Origin of the sequence: Nonlabens sp., from assembly GCF_965660805.1 — a bacterium.
In the GTDB taxonomy this organism is placed as follows: Bacteria; Bacteroidota; Bacteroidia; order Flavobacteriales; family Flavobacteriaceae; genus Nonlabens.
Genome location: NZ_CBFIBE010000051.1, coordinates 1 through 12,682 on the forward strand (window position 1 = coordinate 1; position 12,682 = coordinate 12,682).

At 36.0% G+C, this 12,682-nt stretch carries 11 protein-coding genes; all 11 read left to right on the forward strand.

The features are described from left to right. Positions 1 to 144: 144 nt before the first annotated feature. The gene (locus ACTF48_RS10035; RefSeq protein ID WP_438963023.1) at positions 145 to 1,170 is read left to right on the forward strand and encodes a hypothetical protein; all 1,026 of its coding nucleotides are present in this window, start codon (positions 145 to 147) and stop codon (positions 1,168 to 1,170) included. Positions 1,171 to 1,172: 2 nt separating this feature from the next. Further along, complete coding sequence (locus tag ACTF48_RS10040; RefSeq protein ID WP_438963024.1) at positions 1,173 to 2,225, forward strand: glycosyltransferase family 2 protein; 1,053 nt, start codon at positions 1,173 to 1,175, stop codon at positions 2,223 to 2,225. After that, a complete protein-coding gene (locus tag ACTF48_RS10045; protein WP_438963025.1) occupies positions 2,222 to 3,670 on the forward strand; it encodes a hypothetical protein in 1,449 nt (482 codons plus the stop codon). Before ACTF48_RS10040 ends, ACTF48_RS10045 begins: the two co-directional genes overlap by 4 nt. 3 nt (positions 3,671 to 3,673) lie before the next feature. Continuing rightward, the gene (locus tag ACTF48_RS10050; protein ID WP_438963026.1) at positions 3,674 to 4,801 is read left to right on the forward strand and encodes a glycosyltransferase family 4 protein; all 1,128 of its coding nucleotides are present in this window, start codon (positions 3,674 to 3,676) and stop codon (positions 4,799 to 4,801) included. A gap of 53 nt (positions 4,802 to 4,854) precedes the next feature. Then, positions 4,855 to 6,024 carry a cytidylyltransferase domain-containing protein gene (locus ACTF48_RS10055; protein ID WP_438963027.1) on the forward strand — a complete coding sequence of 390 codons (1,170 nt, stop codon included), beginning with the start codon at positions 4,855 to 4,857 and terminating at the stop codon, positions 6,022 to 6,024. Continuing rightward, entirely contained in the window at positions 6,011 to 6,886 is an 876-nt protein-coding gene (locus ACTF48_RS10060; protein ID WP_438963028.1) for an N-acetylneuraminate synthase family protein, read from the forward strand. Before ACTF48_RS10055 ends, ACTF48_RS10060 begins: the two co-directional genes overlap by 14 nt. A gap of 186 nt (positions 6,887 to 7,072) precedes the next feature. After that, on the forward strand, positions 7,073 to 8,479 hold the full coding sequence (locus tag ACTF48_RS10065) for a UDP-glycosyltransferase (protein ID WP_438963029.1): 1,407 nt from the start codon (positions 7,073 to 7,075) through the stop codon (positions 8,477 to 8,479). Further along, on the forward strand, positions 8,479 to 9,612 hold the full coding sequence (locus ACTF48_RS10070; protein ID WP_438963030.1) for a glycosyltransferase family 4 protein: 1,134 nt from the start codon (positions 8,479 to 8,481) through the stop codon (positions 9,610 to 9,612). Before ACTF48_RS10065 ends, ACTF48_RS10070 begins: the two co-directional genes overlap by 1 nt. Further along, complete coding sequence (locus ACTF48_RS10075; protein WP_438963031.1) at positions 9,609 to 11,075, forward strand: glycosyltransferase family 2 protein; 1,467 nt, start codon at positions 9,609 to 9,611, stop codon at positions 11,073 to 11,075. Before ACTF48_RS10070 ends, ACTF48_RS10075 begins: the two co-directional genes overlap by 4 nt. Beyond that, on the forward strand, positions 11,072 to 12,106 hold the full coding sequence (locus ACTF48_RS10080; RefSeq protein ID WP_438963032.1) for an exostosin domain-containing protein: 1,035 nt from the start codon (positions 11,072 to 11,074) through the stop codon (positions 12,104 to 12,106). Before ACTF48_RS10075 ends, ACTF48_RS10080 begins: the two co-directional genes overlap by 4 nt. Next, positions 12,103 to 12,682, forward strand: a 580-nt coding sequence (locus ACTF48_RS10085) for a glycosyltransferase family 2 protein (RefSeq protein ID WP_438963033.1), incomplete at its 3' end; no start/stop codon positions are given. The genes ACTF48_RS10080 and ACTF48_RS10085, both read left to right, overlap by 4 nt.

Here is a 12,682-nt window from a genome sequence, read left to right on the forward strand (position 1 = left end):
ATTCATCTACCAGCACTAAAAGAAGGAGATATGACACGCAGGCAACCAGATATTTCTAAAATGAAAAAGGTTCTTAATAGAGATCTCGTATCGCTAGAAGATGGGATTAAACGGTTATTAAACCATATCAAAAAGTAAGTCTAAATGCGTAATAGCCGCAGCGATACTCATGATAAAAAGTATGAAAGTGATAAGAATCAACATCGAGTTATTATCCCTTTATACATTCCTCATGAAGAAGATTATTATAAAGATGCTTTTAAAATATTTAATGCCTGTGTTTCTAGCCTTAAAAAAACAACTAGCAATTCAACTCCAGTAAGTGTTATTGCTAACGGCTGTTCATCTACAATTCATGAAAAACTAGTCAGTTTACAAAATGAAGGTTTAATAGATGAATTACTTCTAGAAACAGAGCAATTAGGCAAAGTAAATAGTCTAAGACGTGTCATAGGCGCTAGTGATGAACCCTATCTTACTATTACTGATGGAGACGTTATGTTTCTCAACAACTGGGAAAAAGAGGTGTCTCAAGTATTCAAGGATTTTCCAAGAGCAACAGCTGTAGCTCCAGTACCTGTATTTAAAACCTTTAATCAATTTACATCAAACATTTGGTTAGAGAACCTATGGAATGGTAAAGTTAAATTTGAAACTCCAGGAGATCCTGCGGCATTAGAAAAATTTGCAAATAGTATAGGTTGGTCTTATCTAAATGAACAACAAAAAAACACTATACTTACCTTAACAAAAGGAGATGTAAAAGCGATTGTTGGGTGCAGTCATTTTTGTACCACGTATAAAAGAGATGTGTTGTTATTTGCACCACAAGAACCATCCCAGTTTTTATTAAGTGGAAATTCTGAAGCTATATATCTTGATATTCCGACCATTAAAAATGATGGCTATAGATTATCTTGTTATAAAAACTATGCGTATCACTTAGGAAATATATGGGAGTCATGGATGGATAAAGAATTAAGCAATCTAGATTTAAATGAAACCAGTACTTGCAGTTTTCCAGTCTATAAAAAATTAAAGAAAAGACCGCTACGTTACCTTTTAAAGTTTCAACTATTGAAGAAACTACTTTTTAAGAAGCGCTACTATAACTACGCATTAAATAGATTTAAAGTACCATCTATTTATAAAGATCATTATCTAAAATAATTATGGAACAACTCGCCGTAGTCATACCTAATAGAAATCGTGATTTAAAAACGGTAAAAAATTCTTTGGATTCGATACATCATCAAGTCACTGATCAGGTTGAGGTCACTATCGTAGATTATGGAAGTGATGTGACTTACTGCAAAGAACTGCAAGCTCTTGTCAACAGGTATAAAAATATTGAACTTATTCTTTGTCCTACTCAAGGTCAATTATGGAATAAATCGCGATGTATTAATAGGGTGCTTAAAAATTGTGAAACTTCCCATATTATGGTATCCGATATGGACATGATCTGGCATCCACAATTTATTGAAAATCATTTAAAATCTTTTTCTAAACAAGAATCGGTGTACTTTACGGTAGGTATCATGACGCAACAAGAAAGCGCTTTAGAAAAATCCTTTGATGACTATCAAATAAAATTTCAAACCGATTCAGAAGCAACAGGAATCACCGTGTTGCCTACAGCACATTTGAAATCAATTAATGGTTTTGATGAGTTTTACCACGGTTGGGGCAGCGAGGATACTGATGTACATGTGCGATTGAGAAATGCTGGGTACAAGGTACGCTTTCGCGAAAGCGAAGTCCTCTTCAAACATCAATGGCATGAAAAAGCATATCGTCGTTTAAACGCTACTGCTCCATTACATACTGGTCTAGAACGTGTGAATCAAGAGTACTTAAAACAGACCAAGCTATTAAAACGTATTAAGGCAAATCAAAACTTTGAAAAAGGACAAATTACAAACCTCACTACCCTAAGTGATCCAAAGCTAATCACCGTATCTACTTTAAAAAGTGAATTGAAAGCGATGTTGTGTTCACTTTCTGAAACATCTGGATGTTATGCTATAGAAGTTTCTATAAAAGAAAAGACCTTAAAGGAAAAATTAAAAGCGGTTAAACAACCTGAAAAGTATAGCGCCTTATCCCTAGAAGAAGCAAATAATTTAATATTAGAATGGATCATATCTCAGCATAGAAATTGCGCATATCGCTACCACTTTAATCATGATAAAATCTTACTAACTATAGATTTACATTCATGAATCATCAAGTAATTAAAGAAATCATTCTTAATTATGAACGTCATTATCCAGTAGATCAATGGATGATTAATGGAATACATATCTGGCCTAATATGAGGTTTAAATTGTATTTCTATTTATTACATAGTGATGATCAAATCAAAAAGGATGTGGTTAAAACGACTCCACAAAAGGAGCAGACTACTTTTGGCAATAAATGGCTCAATTACATAAAGGCATTTTTTACCTACCGCAATTTTATTTTAAAACTTAATAAGGTGGATACCGTTTTTATGGGTCTGAAAATGCACCGCGTTTCTTATAAAAACACGTTACTGAATAGGTTTTTTGACCCTATCATAATGATTCAACCTGATCTGAATTTCTTGCATCTTGAAATAGACCAGATGCCTGCAAATGTTCAAAATAAGTCACAATCCTTTTCTTTACCAGTACTGAGGCGTGGTTTAAAGTTTTCTAAAATTTTTAGAGGCGACCCAGTTCAAGCTTCTAAGTCCATTGCAGTATTGCCATTATTTGAAAACTTTGTTGATGAATTGAATAATGAGCCTTGGAATAATGGTGATTTAGACTGTTCTAAATCCTACTGGAATAATTGGACAGATAAGGTGTATCGTAAATCTATTTGGTTTAAAACTATTTTTCAGAAAGCTAATCTAAAACATCTAGTCATTGCTAGTTATTATGGCTATGAGGATACAGCAGCGGCAATTTTTGCAGCAGGTCAACTAGGTATTCCTAGCGCAGATTTTCAACACGGCCCACAAACTGGTGTCCATATGGCGTATACGTCATGGTTAAAAACACCAAAATTAGGTTTTAATACAATGCCTACGCATTACTGGTGTTGGGATGAGCCTTCAGCTGCAAATATTAACTCATGGCATCTAAATGGTAGAGCCGTTGCTTTAGGTAATACCTGGTTACAATTTAATTTGCCTAAAGTTACTTATCGACCATCGCACATATTATATACGTTGCAGGTATTGAATAGAGCTAATTTAACCTACTTTTTTACTGATGAACTGTTTAAAGCTATAACATCAAGTAAGTACCTATGGGTATTACGCTTACATCCTAGAAATATTCTTAGCGTTGAAGAACTAAAAGTTTATTTAAATCAATTTATTTCAGAAGATGATTACCGCATCGAATATCCTGCTCAGCAGTCTTTAATTAATAGTATTGCTCAATCAGTGGTGCATGTTTCTAATTTTTCAGGTTGTTTTCTTGAGGCACATCAAATGGGAATCCCTAACGTTATCATAGATCAAGCAGGTTATGACTTTTATTCAAACTATATTGATGACGAGTTGAATTATTTTATTTCAAAAACAAGTGCTAATTTTAGCAGTGAACTTGAGTCTATTGTTAATAAAGATCATACCACTCCCAGTAAAAAAGAGATTTCCATGGCTGCAATCCACGATTTATTTAATTCTTAAACCATGATAATCCTACTTGTTTCCATGAATTCCATTCACTTCCGTCGCTGGTCTGAGCAGTTGCGGGATAGTGGACATGAAGTTTTCTGGTTTGATATAAAAGATCAAGGATATGCGCCATCCATGAGCTGGATGAATCAAATCACGGGATGGAAAAAAGGGTTTTTAAAAAGACGTGGTCGTACCTTTTTAAAAAATAAACTTCCCAAACTTTTTAATGCTTTAGTTCATAAATATGATACTAGGGTAGAAGATGCGTTTGCAAAAACAATACAAGAAATCAAGCCTGACTTAGTGCATAGCTTTGCTCTTTATCTAAGTGCAACTCCTATTTTACAAGTGATGTCACAAAATAGAATTCCTTGGATTTATTCCTCTTGGGGTAGTGATTTGTTTTATTATAAAAATGATCCAGATCATTTAAAAGATATAAAAGCTGTACTGGCCAGAACAGATTACATGTTTGCAGATTGTAAACGCGATCAACATATCGCAGATGAATTAGGTTTTAAAGGAACTCACTTAGGAGTTTTTCCTGGTGGTGGCGGTTTTGATATAGCTCAATTTGAGAAATTTAAAGTTCCTTTTGAAAAACGCAAGATCATTGCCGTTAAGGGAAATCAGGATAGGTCGGGTAGAGCTGCTCCTGTGTTAAAAGCACTTGAATTATTAAAGGGTGAATTACACAATTATGAGGTTGTTGTTTTTGGAGCACAACACCCAGAGGTTCTTGCATTTAAAAACAGCAGTATACCACATGTCACCATACTAGGACTGGTGAGTCATGAAGAAATCATTAAGTTATTATGCAAGAGCTTAATTTATATAGGTAACTCAAATAGTGATGGTATGCCTAATACCTTGCTTGAGGCTATCTGCGCAGGAGCATTTCCTATTCAGTCTAATCCTGGTGGAGCTACTGCTGAGATCATAGAAAATGAAAAAAACGGCTGTCTCATTGAAGATTGTGAAGATGTTAACCATATCTATAACATTTTAGTATCTGTTTTATTTGATAATGAGTTACTTATGAATGGAGTTGGTTTAAATGATAAAAATTTAGTACCTAGTTTGGATCGTGTTAAAATAACTAAAGATGTAAGGGAAGCTTATTCATTGATTAAAGGTTAATATTTAAACAAGGATAAAAAGGATTCCCTAAATTTGCCCACAATTTTATATCTATGAAATCCATAGGATTTATCCCATTACGCGCCGGTTCTAAAGGTATTCCTGGTAAGAATAAAAAGAAACTACTAGGTCGCCCACTTTTTTGTTGGGTACTAGGAGAAGCCATCGCCTCACAGCTCGATCAGGTTTATGTCTATACTGATGACCAAGATATTCTAGACTTTATAGAAAAAGAATACCACTGGACGGATAAAGTCATGGCAGTAAAACGTAGCGACGCCAGTGCCACAGATACGGCCAGTACTGAAATGGCGATGATGGAATTTGTAAATAATTCAGCATTAAAGTTTGATTTATTCTGCTTACTGCAGGCAACCTCGCCATTCACCACAGCCCAGGACATCAATAACTGTTTAGATGCTGTAGCAAATAGTAAGAATTACGACAGCGCTTTAACGGTTGTAAATAGCCATAGATTTACCTGGCATGCAGACGGTACGCCTAAGAATTATGACATCTTCAAAAGACCACGAAGACAAGATTTTGACGGACTTCTCATAGAAAACGGAGCTTGTTATGTGACTACTGATTCCGCTTTACGCGAAAGCCAAAACAGAATAAGCGGTAATATCGCAACAGTCCCTATGCCTGAGGACAGTCTTACAGAGATAGACTCCTTAACAGACTGGAAAATCGTAGAAGAATTACTCGCAGCACGATTAAAAACAAAGAAACAAAGTGAGCGCATCACACATCTCATTCTAGATGTAGATGGAGTATTTACAGATGGTTGTATTTATTACGGAGCAGATGGTGAGATGATGAAAAAATTTGACATGCGTGATGGTATGGGATTAGAAATCCTGCGCCAGTATGGAGTAGAAGTCATGGTCATGACCTCTGAGGATTCTCAGATCGTCGCCAGCCGAATGAAAAAACTAAAAATCAAAGACGTTTATCTAGGCGTAAAAGATAAATACAGCTTGCTTTCTAGAATAGTAACTGATAGAAAGTTATCCTTTTCTAACATCGCTTATATAGGTGATGATGTAAACGATATGGCAAATATATGTGCCGCTGGCTGGTCATTTACTCCTGCAAACGCCACACAACCCATAAAAAACCATGCAGACGTGATCCTGCAAAATAATAGCGCCGATGGAGCGATCCGTGAGGCGACTGAATTTATTATAAAATATAACAACCGTTATGAGTCCTTATAAAAAACCATACACCATTGCAGAAATAGGTGGAAACCATAAAGGCGATATGGAAATCGCAAAAGAACTGATTAAAGTAGCTGCTATTTTTTGTAAAGTAGATGCTGTAAAGTTTCAAAAGCGTCATAACATTGAGTTGCTCACTAAAGAGCAATACGAGGCACCACACCCTAATCCTGTAAACTCCTATGGAGATACTTATGGAGCACATAGAGAATTCTTAGAATTTGATGTCCACCAGCATGCAGAGTTAAAAGCCTACTGTGAAGAAGTAGGAATTACTTATTCCACGAGTGTTTGGGACCTAACAAGCGCCAAAGAAATTGCAGGGCTACATCCAGAATTCATTAAAATCCCTAGTGCTTGTAACAACCATTATGAAATGCTAGGCTGGTTGTGTGAAAACTATACTGGAGAAATTCACTGCTCCACAGGAATGACTACTAAGGATGAAGTTGAAGAACTTGTAGAATTCTTTGAAAAGCACAACAGAGCAAAAGATCTAGTGCTTTACAATTGTACATCAGGCTATCCCGTACCATTTCCAGACGTGTGTTTACTTGATATAACTACTATGATTCAAAAATATGGCGACCGAGTAAAGACCATAGGGTTCTCAGGGCACCATTTAGGAATTGCGGTAGATGTGGCTGCTTATACACTAGGAGCAAATGTCGTAGAACGTCATTATACCCTAGACCGTACCTGGAAAGGAACAGATCACAGTGCCTCACTAGAACCAGCAGGAATGAGAAAACTAGCTCGTGATTTAAAAGCTGTACATCAAGCACTAGACTATAAAGCCACAGATATTTTACCCATAGAACAGGTACAGCGTGATAAGTTGAAATATAGGAAAAATTAAGGAACGCTTATGAAACGTCATTACGAAAAGCGATAGCGACTGAGTAATCTGCAGCTCTTTTTCCTCAAGACAGATGGCCACGCGGCGCTAGTAATGATGATTAAGAAAAAGCTATTTTTAAACTTAAACTTAAACTTAAACTTAAAACGTATCATTAATTTAGCACTTTTAAAACTCCAAATACTTTTGAAAATCAATCCCAAAATATTTATTCTCTTCCCAGATGGTGTAGGACTGCGCAACTTTGCCTTTACCCAATTCAAAGAAATAGGAGAGCAGCAGGGTTTTGATATTACCTATTGGAACAATACGGTGTTTTCCTTAGAAGAACAACTCGGTTATAAGGAACTCAAAATAGCGAGCACTAAGATTCATCCTAAAACACCTGTGCTGAGTCATGCTCGTAAAAGGGTAGAATTAGCGCTTTCGCGAAAGCGAACTAAGGACAAGGTTTATCCTACGTATAGATTTCCGTTGAAATGGAATGGCTTAAAGAATATTCTTAAAAGTGCCTTTGTAAAAATTCATGAGACTTTTAGTACTACGCCCAAAGGCTGGCAATCCTTAATGGATCAAATGAATGCCGCAGAGCGATCTACTAAGCGCTATCAAGAGCTAAAAGCACAGCTAGAGGAACATCAACCAGATCTTGTTTTTTGTACCACACAACGAGCCACACAAGCCATTGCACCATTACTAGCGGCTAAAGACTTAGGAATTAAAACGGCTTGTTGGATTTACAGTTGGGATAATCTTCCTAAAGGGATGACTACTGTTGAGACTGACTACTATTTTGTATGGTCAGAACTGATGAAAGAGCAGCTCTTAGAATATTATCCTAAAACCAAAGAGGAACAAATTTTTGTGACAGGAACACCGCAGTTTGAACCGCATTATGATAGTTCTATTCTGCTAGAGCGAAAGCGTTTTTGTGAACATCATGGTTTAAAGGAACAAACGAAGTATATATGTTTCTCTGGTGATGATGAAACGACCTCACCGCTGGATCAGTATTATCTAGAAGATACAGCGATTGCAGTGCGTAAGTTGAGAGAAGAAGGGCGCGATGTCGCAATCATATACCGCAAAGTCCCCATAGATTTTACAGGCCGTTATGATGCGGTTTTAGAAGCATATAAAGATGTCATTACACCTATAGATCCCTTATGGAAACCTATGGGAGAACAATGGAATCAAGTCATGCCTACTAAAGAAGATTTTGCACTATTAGTAAATACCTGCTATCACTGTGAACTGGTTGTGAATATATGTTCCAGTATGGTTTTTGATTTTGTGATTCATGGGAAACCAACGATTTACCCTAATTACGAGCAGCCACAACTCAAAAAGGGAATACGTGATATAGGGCAAAATTATAAGTACGTTCATTTCCGTTCCATGCCAGATTATAAAACCTCAGTCACTTGGGCGATGAACAAATCTGAAATTTATGACGGTATTAAAGGATTGCTGGATGGTGATTTAGATCCAGTGCCTATGACTCAAAAATGGTATGGCATCGTTAATAAACCAGAACAACCTGAAAAGGCTAGTGAGCGTATTTGGGATGGGATAAAAGAAATTCTTTCATAATGCACATCGCCTATCTCACACCAGAGTATCCGCATCCAATAGTAGCGCATAGCGCAGGAATAGGAACGAGTATTAAAAACCTTGCTACTGCTCTGGTAGAAAGTGGTCATCAAGTTACGTTGTTTATTTATGGACAAAAGAAACATCAAACCTTTGTAGAAAAAGGAATTCAATTCCATCTTATAAAACAGCAGTCTTATAAATTAGGCGGTTTCTATTTTTATAGAAAGTACATCCAGCAGTATATTAATAACAACTCACAAGACATAGATGTTATAGAAGCACCAGACTGGACGGGTATCACGGTTTTTATGAAGTTAAAAAAACCGCTGGTAATCAGATTGCATGGAAGTGATACTTATTTTTGCCATTTAGAAAATAGATCCCAAAAAAAGAAAAATTTTCTTTTTGAAAAATGGGCGCTTAAAAATGCAATTTCTATCACCAGTGTCAGTTCATTTACGGCTCAAAAAACAAAGGAACTTTTTAATTTCTCATCTGATATAACGGTCATTCCAAATTTAATAGCCTTAGAGCATTTTAAACCAACAGAACAGATAAGTGAAGTTCCTTATATTCTTAATTTCGGCTCTGTGATTAGAAAAAAAGGAGTAATCGCACTGGCAAAAGCTTTTAACCTTTTAGCACAAACCAATGATAAAGTATGCCTCAAATATCTCGGTAAAGATGTTAAGGATGCGGTAACTGGAATAATGACCAGTGATTTAATCAAACAAGAAATTGATCCAGAATATCATGATAGACTGGTGTTTCTGAATCAAGTGCCTTATGAAAAGGTAAACTCTTATATTAATGGAGCAACAGTGGTTTGCTTACCTAGTTATGCCGAAGCTTTTCCTATGACATGGTTAGAAGCTATGGCCTTAGAAAAACCGCTGGTAACTAGTAATATAGGTTGGGCTCCAGAACTTATGATCAATGAGACCACAGGCTTAATGATTGATCCTGATCATACAGAAAATTTTATGCATGCTATAGATAGAATGTTAACTGATGGGGAATTTGCTTTAGAATGTGGTAAAAATGCCCGAAGACATTTACAAGCTTACTTCTCAAAACCTCAAATTATAGAAAAAAATACCGCATTTTATAAGCAGGTAATTAATTCATGATTCATCTAGAATACCATAATGAAAAAGTTACAAGCTCTTCATATTTTGATGAGCCATTAATTCTTGCTATTCAAAAAACAGCTAGAAATCATCCAGAAGAAACCATTTTGATTTCAAAAAAAGGAATAGAAACTTCTTTTTTTAAAAAACAAATTAAGGAATACATAAATCCGTACACCATTATTTCTTCATCGTCCAAAAGCTTTGAGGCCATAGGCTACGTAGAGGACAGTCCGTTTATAAATATTTGTAATAACAATAAGTACCCCACTTGGATAAAAAGCGATGAATTGGTCTGCATTCATTCAGCTCTTGTGAATCAGTTGAGTGAACAATTATCAGGTAATACATCTTTCTTTTATTGGATCAACTCTGTTGCAAAGCTATCTAGTCCATTGGGAATACTTAATTATCAATTACCTAGCACGCAAAGTAGGAATGAATTGAGTAACGTGTTGTTATATCGTTTTGTAAAGCAGCACTATAAACGCAGGTGGACTTTTTTACTATTGTTATGCCATGTATGGTATGAAAAACGTTTTCCTTTATACGCTTTCGCGAAAGCGCAATTCTACAAAAAACGATCGTTAAAACTAGATGTCAGTCTATTGCAAAAGTCTGTTGTTACTAAAGCTGTAGCACCGTTATTATATGATGTGGTGATACCTACTATGGGAAGAGCATCATTTTTAAAAGATGTACTCAAGGATATAGCAGCTCAAAGTGTATTACCTGAAAAAGTGATCATCGTAGAACAAAACGAGGATATAAATTCAATAACCGAATTAGATTACCTTGAAAAAGAAAAATGGCCGTTTCAAATCATTCATAAATTTATTCATCAAACAGGAGCATGTAATGCCAGAAACCTTGCGATTGCTGAAACTACGGCAACTTGGGTATTACTCTTTGATGATGATGTGAGAATCCAACACGGTTTCGCAACTCAAGTAGAAGAACTCATAAATAGATCTAAAGCAAAATGCGTCACATTTGCCTGTTTACAAAAAGGTGAAACAGAAAGGATGCAAGCTTTTAAACAATGGGAATCCTTCGGGTCTGGATGTTCCATAATTCATAGAGAGGTGTTAGAAAAATGTAGTTTTGATAGGGCACTAGAACATGGTTATGGCGAAGATGTGGATTATGGAATGCAAATACGTCGTGCAGGATATGATGTGATTTATGCACCGCAAATTCAGATATTACATCTCAAAGCTCCCATGGGTGGATTTAGAAAACCACATGCTTTTCCATGGAAGGAAGATGAGGTTCAACCCAAACCATCACCACAAATCATGTATCACCGCAAGAAGAATTATACCCATAAACAATTGCTAGGGTATAAGATGGTGCAGTTTTTTAAAACTTATGGAGCTTTAGGAACTAAACTGCCTTGGATCCATTACAGGAAGTTTAAAAAAGCCTGGAGTCAAAGCGAAAAATGGGCCAGTAGATTATGATAAAGCTCTACACTTGTCAAGAATTACTCATTCCCGGGAATAGAAAACAGGTTCATCCCTTACTCTTTGACTTGCACTATTACGAAAATGCGCATCAGTCTGTCCATAATCATTATCAACTGGTAGATCAACTAGAACTTGCCGATGCATTTATTTTTCCAATAAATTATTATACCATTCCTCAAAAAGGATATCTGTCCCAGTTTAATGAGCTATATGAACTAGCAAAAGCACAGAACAAAAAACTACTCGTTTATACAGGTGGAGATTATGGAACTACCTTTAATGATGAGGCGATCATCACATGGCGCAATGCAGGTTTTAAATCTGCTAATAATTCACAAACCATGGTGATCCCAGCTTTTATGAATGACCCGTTAGAACGCAACGATCTAACACTTAACATTCATGATTACAAGGATCAACCTCAAATATCTTTTACAGGCTTTGCAAATTCTAGCATTCTAGAATCACTAAGAGTTTTATTATCCACAATAAAAGGGAACTTTAAAAGACTATTGAATAAAGATAAAAGTGATGCACAATCCATTTATAATGCGGCTGGAAAAAGGTATTCCTATCTCAAGCAATTAGAGTTAGATTCTGTTATTCAAACAGATTTTATTTATCGTGATAAATACCGCGCAGGAGCTGTAAATGAACTACAACGAGAACAAACTACCACTGAGTTTTTTCAAAACTTAAATAATTCACCTTATACCTTCTGTTTACGTGGAGCAGGTAATTTTTCGGTTCGATTTTATGAAGCACTAGCCTTAGGTAAAATCCCAGTGCTAGTAGATACTGATGTGCAATTACCACTAGAAAAAGTTATCGATTGGGATCTTCATATTTGTAGGGTTCAAGTAGATCAAGACATTTCAAAGGCTTTGCTAGAATTTCATCAGGCGCACCATTCTGATTCTTTTATCGATTTACAAAAATCTAATCGCCTGCTTTATGAAAACTACCTCGTGAGACATGCTTATTTTTGTCATTTACATGATCCTTTAAAAACGCTGCTCACTTGAAAATAGCACTCATCATTTGTACGTATATGCGACCAGAACCTTTATCAAGGTTATTGGAAAGTGTATCGCTACAAACTAAAATACCTGATGAAATTTTAATCATCGACGGTTCTACAGATGATGCCACGCAATTATTATTTGATTCGAGTTCAAGTTCAAGTTCGAGTTCAAAAGAAACCTACCCTTTAGGGTCAGGGAAAGGTTTCGAGGTCAGTTCAAAGGATGAAAGTTCATATTCATATTCATATTCAACTTCAACTTCCAGTTCGAGCGATAGTCGAGAACGTTTTAAAAACTCAAAAGTATTTTCAGAATTAAAATATTTCAAAGTCCCACCACAACATCGCGGACTTACCAAACAGCGCAATTACGGAATCCAGCGTGTTTGTGATGATATAGATGTGGTTGCTTTTCTAGATGATGATACGATTCTGAATAAAGATTATTTTGAAAAACTCGTTGCTACTTATGAGCAATTCCCCAACGCTGTAGGAGTAGGCGGTTACATTACTAATGAAGTAAGTTGGGAAAAATCAACTCAAGAACATCCAGCAGATTTGAATTACTTCTACTATG

Bases quoted from the DNA above. Each gene is read 5' to 3' on its own strand.
- ACTF48_RS10045 (WP_438963025.1), top strand. From the start codon at position 2,222: ATGAATCATCAAGTAATTAAAGAAATCATTCTTAATTATGAACGTCAT.
- ACTF48_RS10080 (WP_438963032.1), top strand. From the start codon at position 11,072: ATGATAAAGCTCTACACTTGTCAAGAATTACTCATTCCCGGGAATAGA.
- ACTF48_RS10060 (WP_438963028.1), top strand. From the start codon at position 6,011: ATGAGTCCTTATAAAAAACCATACACCATTGCAGAAATAGGTGGAAAC.
- ACTF48_RS10035 (WP_438963023.1), top strand. From the start codon at position 145: ATGCGTAATAGCCGCAGCGATACTCATGATAAAAAGTATGAAAGTGAT.
- ACTF48_RS10040 (WP_438963024.1), top strand. From the start codon at position 1,173: ATGGAACAACTCGCCGTAGTCATACCTAATAGAAATCGTGATTTAAAA.
- ACTF48_RS10070 (WP_438963030.1), top strand. From the start codon at position 8,479: ATGCACATCGCCTATCTCACACCAGAGTATCCGCATCCAATAGTAGCG.
- ACTF48_RS10055 (WP_438963027.1), top strand. From the start codon at position 4,855: ATGAAATCCATAGGATTTATCCCATTACGCGCCGGTTCTAAAGGTATT.
- ACTF48_RS10050 (WP_438963026.1), top strand. From the start codon at position 3,674: ATGATAATCCTACTTGTTTCCATGAATTCCATTCACTTCCGTCGCTGG.
- ACTF48_RS10075 (WP_438963031.1), top strand. From the start codon at position 9,609: ATGATTCATCTAGAATACCATAATGAAAAAGTTACAAGCTCTTCATAT.